This is a genomic window from Bacteroidota bacterium (assembly GCA_026391695.1).
Lineage (GTDB): Bacteria > Bacteroidota > Bacteroidia > Bacteroidales > JAGONC01 > JAPLDP01.
On the sequence record JAPLDP010000025.1, the window covers coordinates 30,153 to 51,184 of the forward strand.

Sequence of the window (21,032 nt, forward strand, 5' to 3'; positions counted from 1 at the left end):
TCAGTTTGTCTTTCTGAGTTTGCTTTTGCGTATTCCGTAAGTGAAATAAATAACAAATCCAATTCCCATCCATATCAGAAGCCGCCACCAGGTGCTCAGGGGCAGAGACACCATATTTGCCAGACAAACAACTGCACCAAGAATGGGCACCAGGGGAACCCACGGCGTGCGGAATGGCCTTTTTACATCCGGTCGTGTCTTACGCAGAACAATGATGCTGACACATACAATAACAAAGGCAAGCAGGGTGCCTATAGAAACCAGTTCGCTTAAAACGTCAAGAGGTAAAATACCGCCAATAATCATGGCCACACATCCCGTAAGGATAGTGCTGACAAATGGAGTTTTAAAACGCGGATGCATTTTTGAAAAGACAGGCGGTAAAAGGCCATCTTTAGCCATGAAATAAAATATCCTGGGCTGGCCCAGCAAGTGGACCAGTATGACAGAACTCAAGCCTGCAAGAGCGGCAATCTTGATTATCGGTCGAAGCCAGAACATTTTCTGCCCCATGGCGTTGACGCCAACAGCCATCGGATCGGCGACATTCAATTGGGTATAGCTGACAATCCCCGTGAGAACAAGAGCTACCAGGATATATAAGACTGTAGAAATACCTAACGATCCCATTATTCCGACAGGCATGTCGCGCTGGGGATTTTTGGCTTCCTGGGCTGCTGTTGAAACCGCATCGAAACCTATATAGGCAAAGAATATTACTCCGGATGCACGGAATATACCCGACCAGCCAAAATTACCAAATCCACCTGTATTTTTCGGTATGAAAGGATGCCAGTTAAAATATTTTACAAAGTAAAATCCTGTGATGATAAACAGGATGATCACACCCACTTTGACGATAACCATGATATTGTTTAAAATTGCCGATTCCCTGATGCCAATGACCAGTGACATTGTGAGAAGGGCGATAATGAACATGGCAGGCAGGTTACAGATGGCCGTGATATGCTGAAGTGAGTCAGGGTTTATCCCTTTGCCGGCCAGCTCCTTTATGAGTGATGAGGTTTCGGGTCTCCACCCTATATCAGGAACATTTATCAGTATAGATCCGGCAGGGGCTGTAAGGAAAGCAGGCATATGAACATTGAAATCAGCCAGAAAACTCACCATATAACCCGACCATCCAACCGAAACAGCAGAGCATGCAAAAAGATATTCAATGATAAGATCCCAGCCGATGATCCAGGCAAGAAACTCACCCAGAGTCGCATAGGCATACGTATAAGCACTGCCGGCGATAGGTATCATGGAAGCAAACTCCGCATAGCATAAACCGGCAAAAGCACAGGCGGCACCCGAAATGATAAAGGAAATAACAATAGCAGGTCCGGCATACATGGCTGCAGCCTGCCCGGTGATCACAAAAATACCGGCACCAATGATGGCACCGATTCCTAATGTAGTTAAATTAAGGGGTGTCAACACGCGCTTAAATCCATGTTCCCCGCTTTCTGAGCTCTTCAGTAATTCATTAATCGGTTTAGTAATGAAAAGTCGATTGTTCATAGTGGAATCTGATTAAATGTATCTCTTTACCTTATTCAAAAATAAGAATTCAATCGATTCATGATAATCCTATAAAAAAATAATTTAAAAATTAGAAAACGGGGAACATGTTTTATGTGTTGGAAGAAGAATTCAACACAACATGGCCTATTCTGCACTCCAGGCACTTTTTCTGATCGCAGTAATTCTCTTTCAATTCCATCAACGCCTGGGTTGTAAAGGCATTTTCAGCTTTCATTCCGGTTTCCATCCACTTTTTCACTGTGATGTTCATTTCCCGTGTCAGGCTTGTAAAGAAGTCCAAAGAACTTTCCATAAGCCGGGGATTATCTCTTTTTTCCCCATGAAAATAAATAAACGGTATGATTGTGTTAATCAGCAATAGATCAATAGTTTTATCTCCCAGATTCTTGGCCTTTTGAACCGAAGGACGGTCAAAAATGTAATGTGTCATCCAATAATCCGAACCTGCCGATTCAAAAATCGGTTTTAAGGTTGCCATGGTCTCAGCGCCCAGTATCTCCGAAACAAGTCTCTTTGACTTACATAGGATGCCTGCAAACTGTGATATTCGGATAGTTGGAAAATTCGATGGCCTCAGGCGCAGGAATTTCCAGAGATGACCGTCAATTGGGGTAAGCGTGTATTTCTTCCTCAGAAACCTGTATTCTTTTGTGAGACGTTTGGGATAATCATCACGATATCTCTTTTTCAGCATGCCAGCCTGTCCGAAAAACAGGGCTTCGGTCTGAAACAGATCGTCGCGTTGCTTAGCCACTATCTTCATGGGCAATGATTTTGCCAGCAGTTCAAAAGGTTCGGCATTCAGGCGGAAACCAAAATTCCTGGCTAGCAGGCGATAAAATGTCTCCTCCCAATCATTACCGCAACTCTGATACACCGATTCGAAATATGCCGATCTACGTTCCAGGCGTTCCACCATCATCCTGGGGAGAGTGCTTTCAATTACCAAGGGATCGACAGCGCCGATAAGTTTTTCGCAGGGTATCCAGTTCAGGTTTTCACTTAGATCTCTGTATCTCTCGTATAATAACGGGTCAAATTTTCCTTGTAAAATCACAGTAGGAATGGGCTCACCATTGGTTCTGAAGATTTCTCTGTCGTGTTCCAGCACAGCATGCAGTATGATGTTCTGGTAAGCCTCGTCAACATGATGTTTGTGCCTGATCCAATCGGAAGATTTCAGATGTACCTCCACATTGCCGGCCCATAAAGTCGTGCCTATGCGGATACGGGCATTTGAAAAATCGGGACCGGCATCGCTGTTGTGCTCCCCTGGCTTAACAATGGTCACTCTTTCACCCTGCGTGGTCAGCAATGGATTTTCAATTAAACGAAACTTCCACAAATAATGAAGGAAATGTTCTGTCATCGAGATGTGTTTATTTATTAATTCCATTTAGCGCAAAATGTGACCCTGGTATGGGGAAAAAAGTGGTGATTCGTTCTAAAAAAAGTTTGCAAGTCAGACAATTAATCGTTCAAAAATCGCTCCATCGGCCATCGGCCATCGTTCAATTCCCATCCTGTTCAAATTTATTTTTGTATAAAACAATAGTAAATCATACCTTTGCACTATGGCATAATCTAGATTCAGGTTTTATGAAAGAAGTAGATCAGTTGATTTCCAGTATCGAACACAAGATCAGGAAATTGGTTGATCAGCAAAAAGTCAGTGAAACCGAGAACAAAATGCTAAAACAAAACGTAGAAAAACTAAATAACATAATTAAACAACAAGAAAATACCATAAAACAACTGGAAGAAAAAAACAGTCTATCAACTATTACGGAATCCCCTGAAACATCACAGGGAGGTGTTGAGGTAAAAAATAAAATTGACGGGTTAGTGCAGGAAATTGACAGGTGTATAGATCTTTTAAATTCTTGAAAAAACATATCTCTCAGAAACATTATGGAAGAACTGGCTACCACGGTGACGATTGCTGACAGGCCTTATCATTTGCGGGTTGCTCCGGAAAATGTAGAGATCATCAGAAAAGCAGCCAAATTAATCAATGCCCTGATAAACGACTATTCTTTGAAATACGATTACCAGGACAAACAGGATCTGCTGGCCATGGTGGCGCTTAGTTATACAACGAATGCGCTGAACAGTGAAGCGCAACTATCATCGATCGATAAAAAGATTATCGATAAACTTACAACTATTGATAAGGTTCTTGAGGATAGGATTTAAAAGCTCCGACACCCGCGTTCTTTGAAACATCCCTTGCATTAATCAGCAGTTTGTATACTCAACAAAAAACTTAAGTTACAAACTAATTAACTGATTAAAAATGATTACCATTTACATAATCACAGCAGCAGCAGGACTGATTGTCGGATTCCTGGTCACCAGCACCGTCCTGCGTAAGACTCTGGAGAAAAAAAGTGAAAACATCCTGAAAGAGGCTGAGGAAAAAGCAGAAGTGATTAGAAAAGACAAAATTCTTCAAGCGAAAGAAAAATTCCTCCAGCTCAGGGCAGAACATGAAAAAATCATCCAGGAGAAGAACAACACAGTCCAAAAAAGCGAAAACAGGATAAAGCAAAAAGAAACGCTGATAAATCAAAAACTTGAAGACTTACAGCGTAAGCAAAAAGAGGTTGTAACCATCAAAACCAATCTCACGACGCAACTCGAGATCGTCAGCAAGAAACAGCAGGAACTCGAGAAATCTACCAAGAAACAGGTTGAGCAATTAGAGACCATCTCGGGAATGTCGGCCGTGGAAGCCAAAGTATTGCTTACCGAAAGCCTGAAGGAAGAAGCCAAAACCGAAGCGATAGGACATATTCGCGAGATCGTTGAGGAAGCCAAGATCACTGCCAACCGTGAAGCCAAGAAGATTGTCATTGAAACATTACAGCGAACGGCTGTAGAGCATGCTGTCGAAAACACGGTGTCGGTTTTCAATATTGAAAACGATGAAATCAAAGGCCGTATTATTGGCCGTGAAGGGCGTAACATCCGTGCCCTGGAAGCTCTGACAGGCATCGAAATCATCATCGATGACTCACCCGATGCCATCCTCCTTTCCGGATTCGATCCGGTACGACGCGAAATCGCCCGTCTTTCATTGCATAAGCTGGTCACCGACGGCCGCATCCATCCTGCCCGAATCGAAGAAGTGGTGGCCAAGACCAAAAAGCAAATTGAGCAGGAGATCATTGAGATCGGAAAACGCACCTGTATCGACCTCGGCATCCATAACATGCATCACGAGCTCATACGGCTCATAGGTAAGATGAAATACCGGTCATCGTACGGGCAAAACCTGCTGCAGCATTCCAAGGAAGTCGCCAACCTGTGTGCGACGATGGCATCGGAGCTGGGATTGAATCCCAAGACTGCCAAGAGAGCCGGACTGTTGCATGACATCGGCAAAGTTCCGGATAACGAACCCGATCTGCCACATGCAACCCTGGGCATGAAACTGGCCGAAAAATACAAGGAAAAACCTGAAATCTGCAATGCTATCGGAGCACATCATGACGAAGTGGAGATGGAATCGCTCACAGCTCCTATTGTTCAGGTGTGTGATGCCATCTCAGGAGCCAGGCCGGGAGCAAGAAGAGAAGTTGTGGAGGCATACATCCAGCGCCTGAGTCACCTGGAAGAGCTGGCACTCTCCTATCCCGGTGTGGTGAAAACCTATGCTATCCAAGCCGGCCGTGAACTGCGCGTGATCGTCGGCGCCGATAAGATTTCCGATACCGAAGCCAACCAGCTGGCCTATGACCTGTCACGAAAAATACAGGATGAGATGACTTATCCCGGTCAGATCAAAATTACGGTCATCAGGGAAACCAGAGCGATAAGCTACGCAAAATAGATCAGAGCTCTGCGACTAAACCAATGATGAGCCTGATCAGATTTTCCTCAGCCCTGGCTGCGACGGCCAGGATATCTTTAATCTGAACAGGTGCCAGGTGGTCGGGGTCACATTCGTCAGTGATAACGGAAATAGCTGCGCATGGCAGATTCATGTGTTTAGCCACAATAGCTTCGGGAACTGTCGACATGCCAACCACGTCGGCTCCGATGATCCGCAGATACCTATACTCCGCCCTTGTTTCGAGCATGGGTCCGGGCATGGGAACATAAACACCCTTATGCAGGGTGATATTCAGCCTGGCGGCAATATTCACGAGCTTATCATTCAGAAATTTAGAGTAGGGCTCACTCATATCCGGATAACGTGGGCCAAATTTATCCAGATTCTTTCCTATCAGAGGATTACCCGGTAACAGGTTTATATGGTCGTCAATCAGCATTAGGGATCCCTTTTTAAAATTCAGGTTAACCGCTCCGCCTGCATTGGAGACTAAAAGATATTTGACGCCGAGTAATTTCATCACACGGACAGGCAGCGTAAGCTGCTGGAAATCATATCCTTCATAATAATGAAACCGGCCATGCATGGCAATGATTTTTTTCCCTTCTAATGTCCCATACAATAACTTACCGGAATGAAATTCAACGGAAGAGACCGGGAAATGCGGTATTTGCTCATAAGACGTCTCAATTTCCACGTCGATATAATTTACCAGCTTGCCAAGTCCTGTTCCCAGAATAATGGCAATTTCAGGCGACAGGTAGCCTTTCCCCTTCAGGAATTCAGTGCTTTCCAGTATTTCCTTCATATCCATAAAAATTGCGATAAGAGCATCAAATTTATAAAAATCTGCATTAATTACTTCTGGGATCTTTTTTCAATGGAAGTTTGGCCATTTTTTCTGCCGTCAGGCTGGGATAACCGAATTCTTCAGTGATGGTTCCGAGAATAAGATAAACGCCGCTACCCCTGAACGGATAATTCTTCAATGAATCGGGGAAATGAACGGTATCATAAAATTCACCATGAATATCAAGAAATGTCCCAAAGTGCATCAATTCCTTTCTGACGGTTTTAACATATTTAATGGTCACAAGGCGTCCGACCATCCTTACTTTTTTCCCTGTATGACTTAGCATGTCTAAAGCTGTGACTTCACCCCTGAAATTCGTTTCAAGCAGGTCAAAATAAGATAATGTCACAGGAAATCCGATGATCTCAATTTCATCATAGGCATCTTCGATCCTGGTCTGTTCAAGCTGTGGCAGGGTATAATTTTTCGCCGGAGAATGAAAAAGTTGATGATTGATGTCAGTGTTAATATGCTTTCCGAAGAAAAGGTGTGCCTCCCATAATAACTGTGCTTTTGTCATACCGGTGAAATGGAAGGCGCCGGTGCGGATCAACAGGATAATTTGTTCCAGGTGGCACGGCACCCTGTTTATAAAATTCTCCAGACCGGTGAATGGCCCGTTTTTTATCCTTTCGGCAGCCACAGCCCTGCCAAGGTTTTCCTCAAGGTTAGCGACATGAATAAATCCGATGTAGATATCTTTTCCATTGATGGTTGTAAGGTAGTCGCTGTTATTCACACAGGGCAGGTTAATCGTCGCCCCCTGCCGCCAGGCTTCATTGAAATAGACCCAGCGCTGGTAGAAGCCTCCAAAGTTATTGATGACAGCCACCATAAATTCCAGTGGAAAATGTGCTTTCAGGTAGAGGCTCTGGTAGCTCTCCACGGCATAGGAGGCAGAATGAGCCTTCGAAAATGAATATCCGGCAAAAGATTCGATCTGCCTCCACACTTCGCGTGTGATATCTTCGGGGTAATCCGATGCCTTGCAATTCGAAAAAAACTTTTCTACTATACGATTAAATTCATTTATAGAACGCGATTTTCCGCTCATGGCGCGGCGTAAGACATCGGCATCAGCCATGTCGAGTCCGGCGAAATGATGGCACACTTTCAGCACATCTTCCTGGTAAACCATCACACCATAGGTTTCCTTTAATTGCTCTTCCATCACCGGGTGGATGTAAGTGAAGTCATTGGGATGATGAAAACGGTATATATATTCGCGCATCATCCCTGATTTCGCCACGCCAGGGCGGATGATAGAGCTGGCCGCGACAAGGGTGAGGTAGTTATCGCACATGAGCTTTTTCAGCAGTCCCCGCATAGCAGGGCTTTCAATATAAAAGCAGCCAATGGTCTCGCCAATTTTCAGCTGGTGTTTGACCTGCGGATCGGTTTTAAACTTTTTTACCTGATGGACATCCACCGTTATTCCCCTATTCTGCCTGATGATATCGGCACAATCCCTGATATGCCCGATGCCGCGCTGGCTCAGGATGTCGAGTTTTTCATAGCCGATAGCCTCGGCGACATACATGTCCCACTGTGTAGTTTGAAATCCTTTCGGTGGCATATCCATGGCAGTATAGCAACAGATGGGATCCTCGGATATGAGCACACCTCCGGCATGAATACTCCGTATATTCGGAAAATCAACCATCATTTCGGCGACAGCATGAATTTTACGGGTGATCTCATTTTTATTGATCTCCGCCTGGGGATTCATCAACAGGTTGTCGATCTCCTGCTTAGGCAGGCCATATACCTTCCCCAGCTCCCTGTAAATGGAATTGCCGACAAATGTCGACATAGCTCCGAGAAGGGCTGTATGCTCATGTCCATATCGTTTGAAGATATAATCCTGCACATCTTCTCTCTCCTTCCATGAATAATCAATGTCGAAATCAGGGGGGCTGGTACGTTTGGGATTGATGAAGCGTTCAAAATAGAGGTCCAGGTCAATGGGATCGACATCGGTGATCTTCAGGCAATAGGCCACCACGCTGTTTGCTCCGCTGCCGCGGCCTACATGATAAAAACCACGTGACATAGAATACCGTATGATGTCCCAGGTGATCAGGAAATAAGCCGAAAAACCCAGCTTATCAATAATCTCCAGCTCACGCTTCACACGGTTTTCAGCTACCTTGTCCTTTCGGCCATACCGGTATTCAAGGCCATCATACGTTAGCTTCTCCAGCAGAATTTTATCGTCATAGCGGCTGCCGGTGAAGGTTTTTTTATTTCTGACTCCGTTAAAGTCAAAATCAATCGCACAATCATTGATGATCCGTTCAGTATTTATGATAATCTGTGGATGATCCTTATAATGATTCAACAATTCACCGGAAGGGATTAAAATTTCATCGGGGAGCGCTGACTGGTCATCTTCAAGCTTTGTAATCAATGTATTATGATCTATTGCCCTGAGATTCCTGTGAAGGAAATATCCTGTTTTATCCTTGAATGTCACAGGCTGGGAGATGACAAGCCTTGATTGGTCGGAACTGAATTCACCGGTATGGAGCAATCGTGTTTCAGAAGGCCGAATTCCAATAAACTCGTTATCCCGAAAATCTCTTTTCCTCTTTTTTTCGAAAGGATAGATGATATAAACATCCGATAACTCAGGGACAATATCCGGATATTCCGTTTTGGAAATATTATGGTGGGTGACGAGTTCGTTCAATTCCCTGAAACCATTATTATTCCTTGCCAGTCCCGTATAGAGGTGTTTATCTCCATTTCTGAATTCAATACCTGCAATGGGTTTAATGTTGCTTTCCTTGCAGAGCTTAACAAAATCAATAATACCAGTCGAATTATCAATATCCGTCAAAGCCAGGGTGTGAACATCATTCTGTAATGCCGTGGCAATGAGGTTTTCGATGGATAGCGCTCCATATCTCAAACTATAATATGAATGGCAATTCAGAAACATATTGCCCTTTTAAGCACATGTCGTCCATACCTGTTCCTGATTTTATCCATTGCCATATAAAGGCTTGTCATCTCAGGCGTGCTTTCAAAGAGGTTTAATTGCTGAACACCGGGTACGAGGTGGCTGAACCTCACCCCTATCAGCCTGACCAGCATCCTTCGTTTATACAATTGTTTAAACAGATCCTGAGCCACTGGAATCAATTCATGATCGAAAGATGAATACGGTATCTGTCTTTGAAGTGTTTCCGTATCAAAATTTGAATACCTGATCTTGACAGTAAGGCATGCCGTGAGTTTCTGTGCCTGCCGTAACTCAAACGAAATTTTTTCAACCATTGCAGTCAGTATCTCTTTGAGCCGGGCCACATCAATGGTATCTTTGTCGAAGGTTCGTTCGGTGCTGATAGATTTGGCTTCGGAGTATTGGATGACAGGTGTAGGGTCAATGCCATTGGCTTTTTTCCAGATGATGATACCATTCTTGCCCATTACCTTTTCCATCATCTCCACCGGGATTTTACTGAGTGTTTCAATAGTAACTATACCCATTGACCTCAATAACTGGTATGTTTTATTGCCGATCATGGGAATCTTCCTGATAGAAAGCGGGAACATGAATGGTCTGACATTCTCTTCCGGCACAAAAAGCTCCCCGTTGGGTTTGGCTTCGCCGGTGGCCATCTTTGAAACGGTTTTATTAACTGAAAGTCCTGAAGAAATGGGCAGGCCGGTATTCAGGATGATTTTCTTCCTCAGATCCTGCGTCCATTTATAATAGCCAAAGAAACGATCCATTCCTGTAATATCAATATAATGTTCATCAATGGAAGCTTTCTCAAATAATGGTGATTCGTCGGCAATGATTTGGGTGACGACGTTTGAATATTTACTGTATAGCTCCATATCTCCTTTGATGATAATGGCATCGTGGCATAAATTTTTTGCCATTTTCATCGGCATTGCCGAGCTGACACCAAATTTGCGGGCTTCATAGCTGCAACTCGCTACAACGCCCCTGTCGGAAGTGCCACCAATAAGAACAGGCTTTCCGATAAGTTTCGGATTTTGCAGACGCTCTACTGAAACAAAGAATGAATCCAGGTCAATATGAACAATACTGCGATGATCGGTAACCATAAAAAAATTTTGAAAAAAAGTTTGGATTTAAATTTTCTGTATTACCTTTGATTAGTTTTTAATCATTTTTTTGATTACAATATAATCATTTTTTCAGGTACATATAAAAAACTTAAAAATTTTTGGGTAACAATTGGGAATTAAATTGATAAATGATATGAGTTGCAGGTTGCAGGTTACAGGTTGATAGTCCCAAAAATGACAGATAAAGAAAGAATCAAAAGTTACAGAGATCTGGAAATTTATAATTTATCATTTACGTTGGCCATAGAAGTTCACCAAATGACACTTAAATTACCTAAATATGAACTATTTGAACTTGGAAGCCAGATCAGAAGATCATCAAAAAGTATTATATCAAATATTGTTGAAGGGTATGGAAGAAAAAGATATCAGGCAGATTTTATCAGATTTTTAATCTTCGCTCATGCTTCATGTGATGAAACAATTTCTCATTTAAGAATGATTCATGAAATTCATTTCAAAGACAAATATCTAATAGATCTCATTCAACAATATTGTCAACTCAGTAAAATGATTTTTTCATTTACAGATTATGTGGAACAAAATTGGAAATGACACCCTATAATCCCGACTTTGTCGGGATTTCGCTCAGCTGCGCTTCGCTCAACTTGCAACTTGTAACCTGCAACCTGCAACCTGCAACGTATGACTGCTAAATTTTAAAATTCATAGTATGTACTTCAGCAATAATATAAAATTCCTCCGAAAACGCAAAAACCGCACGCAAGACGATGTGGCTTTCGCCCTGGAGATGAAGCGTTCGACTCTGAGCGGATATGAAAATGAAGTGGCCCAACCCAGTATCCAGGCACTGATTGCATTCTCAAAATACTTTAATATTGCCATCGACACGCTGATCAAAGTTGACCTTTCACAACTTCCTGAAAGCCAAATGTCGCAACTGGAAAAGGGATATGACATCTATATATCCGGAAGCACCTTGCGAGTGCTGGCAACCACCATAAACGATGACAACGAAGAAAACATCGAGTTGGTCACTGAAAAAGCCAAGGCAGGTTATGCCAATGGATTTTCCGATCCGGAATATATTAGAGTGTTGCCGACATTTCACCTGCCATTTCTGTCAAAAGAAAGAAAGTACCGTGCCTTCCAGATCAGCGGTGATTCCATGCATCCCATACCCGATGGTTCATGGGTCATCGGAGAATATGTCCAAAACTGGAACCTGATAAAAAATAAGCACGCATATATCCTCCTCACCCAGGATGAAGGCATCGTGTTTAAAGTGGTTGAGAACAAAATTGAAAAAGAGAAGAAACTCACCCTGCATTCACTCAATTCCTTCTTTAAACCTTATGATGTGTTGGTAAGCCAAATCAGGGAAATATGGAAATTCGTTTACTATTTCAGTTCGGAAATGCCCGAACCCAATATTGAAAAGGAAGACCTGGCCGAAACCATCCGCACGCTGAAAAAGGAAGTTAAAGCCATCCAGACCAAATTAAACCTGTAATTTCAAGTTACATGTATGCTGTCATAGATGTTGAAACAACCGGACTGAGTGCCCGTTTTGAAAAAATCACCGAGATTGCCATCTTTATCCATGATGGTCATAGTATCATAGAGGCGTTTGTGACACTCATCAATCCGGAGAAGATCATTCCATACCGCATCACGCAAATGACAGGAATCAATAATAAAATGGTTGAAGTCGCTCCGAGGTTCCTTGAGGTTGCAAAAAAAATCATCGAACTCACCGAGGACAAAGTACTGGTCGGTCATAATGTAGCTTTTGACTATAATTTCCTGAAGCAGGAATTCGGCAATCTTGGCTATGATTATAAACGTGAAAAGATATGCACTGCCAAGCTGAGCAGGAAAATCATACCCTTCCGTAAATCTTACGGATTGGGGAATCTGTGCAAGGACATGAATATCAATAATCCAAACCGGCATCGTGCTGCAGGTGATGCAACAGCAACAGCACGTCTTTTTGAATTGCTGATTTCCGTCGATCCCGAAGCAGTGAATGGTATAAACAAGTTCCCGGATACCATCATTGACCGCGATAAACTCAATCACTTGCCCGAAGCACCCGGCGTTTATTATTTTTATAATGCAGACGGAGATATCATTTATGTCGGAAAAAGTGTAAACATATACCAGCGTGTGCTGTCACATTTCAGCAATAATACAATTAAAAAGGAAATCGAGATGAAAAATAACATTGCCGATGTGAGTTTCGAGCTGACCGGTAATGACCTCGTTGCAATGCTCCTTGAATCGGATGAAATAAAAAAACACAAACCATTTTACAATACATCCCTGCGAAGGTCGGTGTTTACCTATGGCCTTTTCGATTTTATTGATGACAAAGGTTATCTCCGATTAAAAATCGATAAAAACGACGGTACATTCGTTCCTCTTCTCTCCTATACCTCACAAATTGAGGCCAAAGAGCATTTATTTTCACTGGTTGAAAAGTTTGGATTATGCCAGAAGCTGTGTGGATTATATAAATCCAGGGGAGCCTGTTTTCAGTACCACATCAGGCAATGTAATGGTGCATGCATCTGTGAGGAAAGTGCTGAAGATTACAATCAAAAGGTCGGCCTGGCTATAAAACCGTACCTGTTCGATCACTCCAGTTTCCTGGTCATCGATAAAATATATCGGATTCGGGTTTATTGATATTACTATGTGTCATCAGAATGCTGAATCCCTGCGTGAAAGTGTAAAAAGTTTCAACGATAACCGAGATGTGCAGCAAATTATTAAATCTTACCTGAGAATAAACAAGGTGGAAAGGATGGTAAACTATTGAGGTCTCAGGTTACAGGTTACAGGTTGCGGGTTGAGAATCACACTAGTAACTTGTAACCTGCAACTTGCAACTTGCAACCCGAAATAAATAAGGTCTCTATGATTAATCCATCCCAAATGTTTTATTATTTTTGAGCATGTTAAAAAGTTATAAAGCCGTCAAGGAAAATATCAACGTACTTCTCCCTCCTGCTGTTGGATTCAGGCTTACCTTACTACTTAAACTACTCTGTACCAATAAGGTTTTACCTAAATATTATTTTCGTGCATTTATCATCATTATCATCAACCTCATCAACTTACCATTCAGGTTATATGAGAAACTGTTTATAAATCCCAAAATAAAGCGGTTAGCCGATCCTGTAGCACCGATCTTCATTATCGGGCATTGGCGCAGCGGCACCACTCACCTGCATAACCTCATGTGCCAGGATCCGCAGATAGGATTTGTCACTACCTACCAGGGAGTATTCCCCGATACCATGTTCAACTGGCTTGGAAAGTTCATTTTCAAGAATTTCATGATACTTCTGATCCCTCCTACCAGGAAGGGAGATAATGTCAAGCTGGATTCCAATTATCCACAGGAAGAAGATTTCATTCCCGGGATGAATATCCCTTTCTGTTATTATTATTTTTGGATGTTCCCGCGGAGAATTAAAGAGTATTATAAAAAGTACGTCCAGTTTAAAGAGGTTTCGCTTGAACTAACACTAAAGTGGCGATCCGAATACCAATTACTGATCAAGAAAGCACTCAAAAATTCCCATTCACACATTTTCGTTTCAAAAAATCCGGTCAATACCGGACGTATTAAACAAATTCTTGAAATTTTCCCTGATGCCAGATTCATTCATATTCATCGCAATCCCATAGAGGTATTCCTTTCGACAAGGCATTTCTACCGCCAGTTATTGCCTTATCTTCAGTTCCACGACATTTCTGACAAGGAGCTCGAAGAGGATGTCCTTAATATATATCATGAGATGATGAATCAATTGATACAGGATATTCCATTATTATCTGCGAAAAATTTCATTGAGTTAAGATTTGAGGATCTTGAAAGAGATCCTATGAAGCAACTGGAAAAAATATACGATCATTTCAAGCTTCCACTAAAAGAATCGGCTTTATCAAAAATAAAAGTCTATTTGGCTGATACAAAAGACTATAAAAAAAACAAGCTCATCATTCAAAGGGAGCAGCTCGATAAGGTTCTGGACTTTTGTGAATTTGCCATGAACAGATGGAATTATTCTATTCCTGATCACCTGGATATTCAAAAATAATTTTGGGCATCTCTAAAAATTCTACAATGCTTATCAGGCAAGGTGTTTTGAATTTTTGGTAGTTGTAAACAATTGATTGTTAACAAAATATATTTGTTTGTATAATGGAAAGCCTTATCTTTAGTAGAAAGTATTGAAATTATGAAGAATAAAAATGCGAGAGGCTTATTTGACGAAGAATTTCGGTTAACCAAGCTATCCAAACAAGGCGATCCATTGTTATTGTTGAAAAAGAAGATAAATTGGGAACTATTCCGTCCCCTATTAGAAGACATTTTTAGAAAGGAAGAAAAAGGGATAGGAGGCAGAACTCCATATGAATATCTGTTGATGTTCAAAATACTGATATTGCAAAGGTATTATAATTTGTCGGATGATCAGACAGAATACCAGATATTGGACCGGTTAACATTCATGCGTTTTTTGGATTTGGAGTTAAGCGATAAAGTACCAGATAGTAAAACCATATGGTTGTTTAAGGAAACTGTAACAAAATCAGGAAAGACGGAAGAGTTATTCCATACATTTGAAGAATTGTTGGAAAAAGAGGGATATATTGGTAAGGAAGGGAAAATAATAGATGCCAGTTTTGTTGAGGTACCAAGACAAAGAAATAGCAGAGCAGAAAACAAACAAATCAAAGAAGGCAACGTGCCCGGGAAAAGTGGTTGGAAAATCGGCACAAACTATCGCAGAAAGACATAGATGATAGATGGACCAAGAAAAACGATGAAACTTTCTATGGATACAAGAATCATATCAAGAGTGATCAAAAAAGCAAGTTGATAGAAAAGTATACGGTAACAGATGCATCCGTTCACGATTCCACAACTGTACCGGATATTATGGAAGAAAAAGATGCGGATCAGGAAATGTATGGAGATAGCGCATATACAGGCCCAACTGTAGAAGCAGCCATTTCAAAGAACAAAATGAAAAACTGCACACACGAAAAAGGTTACCGAAATAAACCGTTAACAGAAGTACAGAAAAAAAACAATAAAAAAAAGTCTTCCGTAAGAGTGCGGATAGAGCATATATTTGGATTTGTGGAAAATAGTATGCATGGTTCATATATTCGTTGTATAGGCAAGATACGGGCGGAGTCACAGATAGGGTTAATAAATTTGACATACAATTTATTTCGGTATATTCAACTGCAAAAGATAGGTTACGGGGGATAAGTGTGCCCAAATGTGAACGATGTCTTTTGTAAGTCATTGATATATAAGTATATAAAAATAGGGGGGGTAAAAGTTTGTTTTTAAAAAAACAATGTTATACCTTTATTGTATTATTAACCGGGCTAAAACCTGTTTTTAGAGGTGCCCTAAACTAATAAGCAAAAGCCGATGGGTGGTGGAGCGAACATTTGGAGGGATGAGCCGGTGGTTTGGAGCGGGACTGGCAAGATATAAAGGGCTTGCAAAAACACATGGACAACATGTAATGGAAGCTATAGCTTATAATCTGAAGCGGTCACCTGGATTAGTAGTGGCGAAATGTGTCAAATAAACAAGAAAAGGTCAAAAAAGGCCAAATTTGGGATAAAAATCAAGTAAAATTGGAAATTTTTTGAAAAAACGAAGGTTAAAAAGAAAATTTCAACGAAAAAATAAGCTAAAACTTCAACTGAGGTAAACATCGATCATTTTGCAAAGGTCTCGTTATACCTTTATTGTATTATTAACCGGGCTAAAACCTGTTTTTAGAGGTGCCCTAAAATAATTTATTATGTTGACTAGATATGTTAAATTATTGCTTCTATTTTTAATTAATTTTCTGACTAATAAATCATATTCTCAGGACTTTAATAATAACCTATATTTTAATAGTGAAAATGAGATGTTTTGTATCGGTTATGATTCTTTAGCATATCGCTTTCTTAATAATGGTGCTTTCATAAATTACAATTATGGAATAGGATCTTATTCACAAAAAAAATCTAAATTCATAATTAACCATTTGGACTTCAACAGAATATCATCGAGAGTATATGAAGTTGAAGATACTAGTTTTTCTGACAGTGTTAAATTATGTGTTCAACATGCCGATGGTACTCCAATTATTTGTTCTGCTGTTATCATTTCAAGCTTAGAAGAAAACGATAATGTACAAATAAAATCATCGACTGATGTAAATGGTTGTTTAATGATTGATTTTGAGTCCTTAAATAGCGATTCCATAAAAGTCAAAATAGAGATTTATGCTTTAAGTTTTTCAACAATACAAATTGTAACATTAAAAAATAAAAGGAAATATATTATTGAATCCTATTTTCCTGAAGGGATGTCGTCAGTTTATTCAAATAAATGGGCTCTTAAATATATAAAGGTTAAATACTTGGATTGGGATAGCATAAAAGTATATGATTCCCAACAAAAAGAATGGAAGGTATTCAATAGTACAAGGAGATGCTTTTCCTGTAAGGAAGCGCTGTTTTTACCTTCACCCATACTCAAAAAGTAATGGCGAGTGTTTCAAGCGAGTTTGTGAGAGGAGACCTTTTGAGTATTACTAATAGCTTCATATATGGCATTGGTAACAGCTTATTGAACGAAGAAAACCTAACCTGGACAAGCCAGAACCAAAGAGGGAAAATCGTACCTTGCATGAATGGAACTATTGACACAAAGATATCAGGACAAAATCAGTTTTGAACTTGGATATTATGATCGGCTTATTCTTACTGGCACATTGCCAGAGCTCTCTTACGAACAGGGAATGACAGCTTATTTAAACCGAAATGGAATACGTATTTTCGATTATGCTCGATTTGCGGAACCTTTCAAAGAAATGATCAAGGAAAACGCCAACCGTAAAGCGGCAGAACAATCGGTAAATATTGAATTTATCCGTAAAGCGGCTACCCGGAAGGAACAAATCATTGCGGATAAGATCAAGCAACGAGGCATCCACCCCGGAGTGGTTCATATTATCTCCACGATGGAATTGTGCCATACCTATCAACCATGGCACGATAAATCAAGCGGACGAACTTTTTTAAAACCCGATCAAAGTAAATGTTTGCACTAAGTACATGACAAAAATTTACAACACTCAATAAATTTATTTATATCATTGGAAAACAACACACTTGCGAGATAAGTTAAACCATATTTAAACAAGCTTTTAGCTCTTCTGCCATGCTTTTTAATCTTGATTGGGCGAAGCGAGTCTAAAAAAATTCCTGCAAGGTACGCCCAGGTAAAAGCGAAAAGCACCAATGCAAGGAGTTTGTTAATACGATTAATATCTGTCAAGTGGGTATCTTCAATATTGAAACCACTTGTTTTAAGTGCTTTAGATGCAGATTCAATCTGCCAACGTTCTTTGTATAATGATTGCGATTGATCGGGTTTATTGAACGAAACAATGATCTGGAGTTCCGGTATACCATGTCTGTTTTTGATCTTTGATGCTGACAAATAGCAAAGTTGACCATTCACGTAAACGATCCCCCGGTAAAATTCATACTGATTGATCTTTAAACGGTTAAACAGCCATGAAGCTTTTACCCGATGTCCGTTTTTAGGTATAACAACCCAAAAGTTCTTGCGTATTCGAATGTAATACCGGATATGCCGACAATTGAGATAGGTCAGCCAATGATCTCCGACAAACCCCCGGTCTGCCAACAGACATTCAATACTGTCGATGCCGAACAGTTCAATGAAATCCTCCATGAGTTCAATGCGTTCCCGGGTGGAAGAGTTGCCAAATTTGGGCATCATCTTATACAGGATTGGGAAGGCCACACCTTGATAAACAATCGCAAGAACCAGTATATTGATATTTGATGATCCGAATTTCCAAGTGGTTCTATCCATTGTCAGGCGATAGGGCGGCTTAAGCGGTAATAAGGAGTAAACAAAGCGGGCAATAAGCCGTGTATCCAACACATAATCCGCGATGAAGCGTTGAATTCTGCGTAAGGAAGAATCAACTTTAGCATCCAAATCAAAACCGGTAGCCAGTTTCTCAAAGCAAACAGTTTGTACCTTGCAAAGAGCACAAATAAATAAGCCAAAGAACTTTATTCGGGCCAAATTCATTTTGTTCCCGAAAATTTTTGATAATGCATCGAATAAAATACTATTTTTACTCTCAACCCTGGTGTTTGTGTGTCTTGGTGTCATATGCATAGATATTTTCACCTAGGATACTGAATATCAGGATTTTATATCATTTTATTTCAAATAGTTATCACCGAGTTATTAACATAAATTATTGATTATCAAATTATTATAATTTTTTGTCATGTACTAAGTGGACTTTCAATAAAGTCAAAAAAATAACACAAACAATAGATCAACCGGATGATGTCAGCACTTTAGAAATGTCATTTTTGTATGGACCTGATGAAGTCAGGAAAAAAACACAATTTTCAATTAATCGGGTAGTATATAAGACCAAATACTATATTGGCAGCGATTGCGAAATTGAAAAATTCAAGTCTGCTCCCGATCGTAAAATGCATTACTTAATTGGAGGTGATGGCCTTTTTGCAATTTATGTCCAGCAGGGAAATGAGAATATTATGTATTACATCTACAAGGATTATCTGGGCTCTATTTATTGTATTACCTCCGATAACGGGATAGTAGCTGAGTACAATAATGTAGAACAGATTTATAGTTTTGATCCCTGGGGACGGAGGCGTAATCATACCGATTGGACATACGAAAATGTGCCGGTTTCGTTTTTATTCGATCGGGGATTTACGGGTCATGAACACCTTGATGTTTTTAACCTGATAAACATGAACGGTCGCGTGTACGATCCTTGGCTTGGATGTTTCATAAGCCCTGATCCTTTTGTGCAAGCACCGGAAAATGGACAGAATTTTAACCGGTACAGTTATGCACTGAATAATCCTTTGAAATACGCCGATCCCAATGGGGAGTTTCTTCATCTTATTATTGGGGCAATCATTGGGGGGACAATGAACCTGATAAGTAACTGGGGTAATATTGACAACTTCTGGCAAGGATTGGGATACTTTGGCGTAGGCGCTGTTGCAGGAGCCGCAGCTGCAGGAGTTGGAGCTGGTATCGGATCGTTATTCATGGGTGGATCATTTGGAGCCGGATTTTTAGGAACATGTGCTGTTGATGGTGCTTATGGATTTATAACCGGAGCCTCTATGGGTGGAGCGGCTGGCGCGACGAATGGATTTATTACTGGCACTGGTAATAGTGTGGTGGCAGGTAAAAATCTGGGAGAGTCTTTATCCAAAGGAATTGATGCTACATGGAGACAGGCACTTATTGGTGCAACATTTGGTGGTATCGGTGGGGGAATTGCTGCTGCTGCAAAAGATAGAAACTTTTGGACAGGAGAGCCAAATTGGAAGGGCGCACTCAGAATTACTTCCGAAAGAATAGACTTCAATATACCAGAACAAAGAATAGAATTGAATACGGAGGGACTAAGAAGCAAATTAAATCCCTGGTATGAAAATTCTAGTTCTTGTATTGATGATGAAGGATTGCACATTTATGATAATTATTCAGATGGCACTCAAGTATTCAATGATCTTTATTTGACTCGATGCGGATCAAGTAATTACAGCCCTTTATCTCAAAACTATGACTATTCTATTACACATATTTCTTTTGATGTTAATATTAAGGACAATCCAAGCTATTTTCGTGATGGCATAGGATGGTTTGCGAAGATAGAGCCATATAGGCTTCCAAATGGTCACTATGGATACAGTATACACCCGGATGGTAATTCTTTAGGAATGTGGTGGCTAAATGATGGAACAGCAGGATGTCCCGGCATTCAAGAAAATGCTTTACGATTGAATCAACTAAGTAGTTTTATTCAAAACCATATAAATAGATATGGCCCAATTCCTTTAAGAGTTTATTGGCATTAAATTACAAAACTATGAAACTAATGTTGCTGCTTCTATTATTTCCTGGATCGTTTAATTCTAATTATGAGGATGATACGATTTCTAATAGGCAAATTATATTAATACAAAATTTCTTAAATGATATCAATAATGATTCAATTTCAATAGCGACATATCATAAATATATTGATCGAGAAAGTCTATTTGAAGGCTATAATCTGGATGTTCAATGCTTTAAAAGGAATTTAAGCAAAGATAGTTGTTTGCTTTTTCAAAAAAATTATTGTGAAAATCCTCAAAATATATCTTATACACTTATTCGGTTGCGAGATCTCTATTTTACACATCGTAAGATAAATCATATTGCTATTGAAAAGTTAGGGAGTTGCTCGGTATATAAAGTTTTTATTGAATCAAATGAACAAGATAAGAAACAGGCTGGAAATAAGGAGAATTATGAAATATTTTATTTTGTGATTTTTAAAATGGGAAGAGAACCAGATTATATAATAGATATCCTAGATGATTGTTTGAATTCAATAATGATAGGTTAATATTTTCCTCAATGCCTCGAAGTGGTTTCCAATCAGGATAGGAAATATAAATAACTAAAGTTTCGCACCTAAATTTATGCTTTCATTATTAGCCTGTTTATCTTAAAGATTTTTTATTAAGCTCTTGCACTTCAATGTTATTCGTTTTTCATTTTTGATTTATGCAACGCGTCGAAATATTTGATCATCA

18 protein-coding genes and 1 pseudogene are annotated in these 21,032 nt (G+C 40.2%); 13 read left to right on the forward strand and 6 right to left on the reverse strand.

What is annotated here, in order from left to right; all coding sequences use genetic code 11:
• Complete coding sequence (locus NT175_02405; GenBank protein MCX6233561.1) at positions 1 to 1,527, reverse strand: amino acid permease; 1,527 nt, start codon at positions 1,525 to 1,527, stop codon at positions 1 to 3.
• Positions 1,528 to 1,639: 112 nt separating this feature from the next.
• Positions 1,640 to 2,920, reverse strand: coding sequence for a DUF2851 family protein (locus NT175_02410; protein MCX6233562.1), 1,281 nt, complete (start codon positions 2,918 to 2,920; stop codon positions 1,640 to 1,642).
• Between the two features lie 50 nt (positions 2,921 to 2,970).
• On the opposite strand from NT175_02410, the gene NT175_02415 reads away from it, so the two are divergent.
• The 3 genes from NT175_02415 (at position 2,971) to rny (ending at position 5,386) form a co-directional block, all read left to right on the forward strand.
• Complete coding sequence (locus NT175_02415; protein MCX6233563.1) at positions 2,971 to 3,438, forward strand: hypothetical protein; 468 nt, start codon at positions 2,971 to 2,973, stop codon at positions 3,436 to 3,438.
• Positions 3,439 to 3,462: 24 nt separating this feature from the next.
• Positions 3,463 to 3,747 carry a cell division protein ZapA gene (locus NT175_02420; GenBank protein ID MCX6233564.1) on the forward strand — a complete coding sequence of 95 codons (285 nt, stop codon included), beginning with the start codon at positions 3,463 to 3,465 and terminating at the stop codon, positions 3,745 to 3,747.
• A 100-nt stretch (positions 3,748 to 3,847) separates the two neighbouring features.
• Positions 3,848 to 5,386 (forward strand): ribonuclease Y, encoded by a 1,539-nt coding sequence (rny, locus tag NT175_02425; protein ID MCX6233565.1) that lies wholly within the window; start codon positions 3,848 to 3,850, stop codon positions 5,384 to 5,386.
• A gap of 1 nt (position 5,387) precedes the next feature.
• Here rny and NT175_02430 read toward each other — a convergent pair whose 3' ends face one another.
• The 3 genes from NT175_02430 to dinB are packed head-to-tail and all read right to left on the reverse strand — an operon-like array spanning position 5,388 to position 10,325.
• Positions 5,388 to 6,197, reverse strand: a complete 810-nt coding sequence (locus NT175_02430) for a purine-nucleoside phosphorylase (protein MCX6233566.1) — start codon at positions 6,195 to 6,197, stop codon at positions 5,388 to 5,390.
• 46 nt (positions 6,198 to 6,243) lie between these two features.
• Positions 6,244 to 9,186 carry a DNA polymerase III subunit alpha gene (gene dnaE, locus NT175_02435; GenBank protein ID MCX6233567.1) on the reverse strand — a complete coding sequence of 981 codons (2,943 nt, stop codon included), beginning with the start codon at positions 9,184 to 9,186 and terminating at the stop codon, positions 6,244 to 6,246.
• On the reverse strand, positions 9,177 to 10,325 hold the full coding sequence (dinB, locus tag NT175_02440; protein MCX6233568.1) for a DNA polymerase IV: 1,149 nt from the start codon (positions 10,323 to 10,325) through the stop codon (positions 9,177 to 9,179). Before dinB ends, dnaE begins: the two co-directional genes overlap by 10 nt.
• 198 nt (positions 10,326 to 10,523) lie before the next feature.
• Here dinB and NT175_02445 point away from each other — a divergent pair, with 198 nt between their 5' ends.
• The 8 genes and pseudogenes from NT175_02445 (at position 10,524) to NT175_02480 (ending at position 17,458) form a co-directional block, all read left to right on the forward strand.
• Positions 10,524 to 10,904: a four helix bundle protein gene (locus NT175_02445; GenBank protein MCX6233569.1), complete on the forward strand. Its 381-nt coding sequence runs from the start codon at positions 10,524 to 10,526 to the stop codon at positions 10,902 to 10,904.
• A gap of 118 nt (positions 10,905 to 11,022) precedes the next feature.
• Complete coding sequence (locus NT175_02450) at positions 11,023 to 11,823, forward strand: LexA family transcriptional regulator (GenBank protein ID MCX6233570.1); 801 nt, start codon at positions 11,023 to 11,025, stop codon at positions 11,821 to 11,823.
• A gap of 11 nt (positions 11,824 to 11,834) precedes the next feature.
• Entirely contained in the window at positions 11,835 to 13,001 is a 1,167-nt protein-coding gene (locus tag NT175_02455) for an exonuclease domain-containing protein (GenBank protein MCX6233571.1), read from the forward strand.
• Positions 13,002 to 13,270: 269 nt separating this feature from the next.
• Positions 13,271 to 14,422 (forward strand): sulfotransferase, encoded by a 1,152-nt coding sequence (locus tag NT175_02460; GenBank protein ID MCX6233572.1) that lies wholly within the window; start codon positions 13,271 to 13,273, stop codon positions 14,420 to 14,422.
• Between the two features lie 141 nt (positions 14,423 to 14,563).
• Positions 14,564 to 15,606 (forward strand): IS5 family transposase gene (locus NT175_02465; protein MCX6233573.1). Its coding sequence is split into 2 segments (ribosomal slippage): positions 14,564 to 15,073 and positions 15,076 to 15,606, totalling 1,041 coding nucleotides; the frame shifts between segments, so codons are not numbered across the junction.
• 148 nt (positions 15,607 to 15,754) lie between these two features.
• A pseudogene (locus tag NT175_02470) lies at positions 15,755 to 15,937 on the forward strand (transposase).
• Between the two features lie 219 nt (positions 15,938 to 16,156).
• Positions 16,157 to 16,891, forward strand: a complete 735-nt coding sequence (locus tag NT175_02475) for a hypothetical protein (protein MCX6233574.1) — start codon at positions 16,157 to 16,159, stop codon at positions 16,889 to 16,891.
• Positions 16,892 to 17,038: 147 nt separating this feature from the next.
• Positions 17,039 to 17,458 (forward strand): hypothetical protein, encoded by a 420-nt coding sequence (locus NT175_02480; GenBank protein ID MCX6233575.1) that lies wholly within the window; start codon positions 17,039 to 17,041, stop codon positions 17,456 to 17,458.
• On the opposite strand, the gene NT175_02485 is transcribed toward NT175_02480, so the two are convergent.
• Complete coding sequence (locus NT175_02485; GenBank protein MCX6233576.1) at positions 17,455 to 18,561, reverse strand: IS4 family transposase; 1,107 nt, start codon at positions 18,559 to 18,561, stop codon at positions 17,455 to 17,457. The two genes, NT175_02480 and NT175_02485, sit on opposite strands and share 4 nt — an antisense overlap.
• Positions 18,562 to 18,761: 200 nt before the next feature.
• Here NT175_02485 and NT175_02490 point away from each other — a divergent pair, with 200 nt between their 5' ends.
• Both NT175_02490 and NT175_02495 read left to right on the forward strand, forming a co-directional pair.
• On the forward strand, positions 18,762 to 20,309 hold the full coding sequence (locus tag NT175_02490) for an RHS repeat-associated core domain-containing protein (GenBank protein MCX6233577.1): 1,548 nt from the start codon (positions 18,762 to 18,764) through the stop codon (positions 20,307 to 20,309).
• Between the two features lie 11 nt (positions 20,310 to 20,320).
• A complete protein-coding gene (locus NT175_02495; GenBank protein MCX6233578.1) occupies positions 20,321 to 20,842 on the forward strand; it encodes a hypothetical protein in 522 nt (173 codons plus the stop codon).
• Positions 20,843 to 21,032 lie beyond the last annotated feature (190 nt).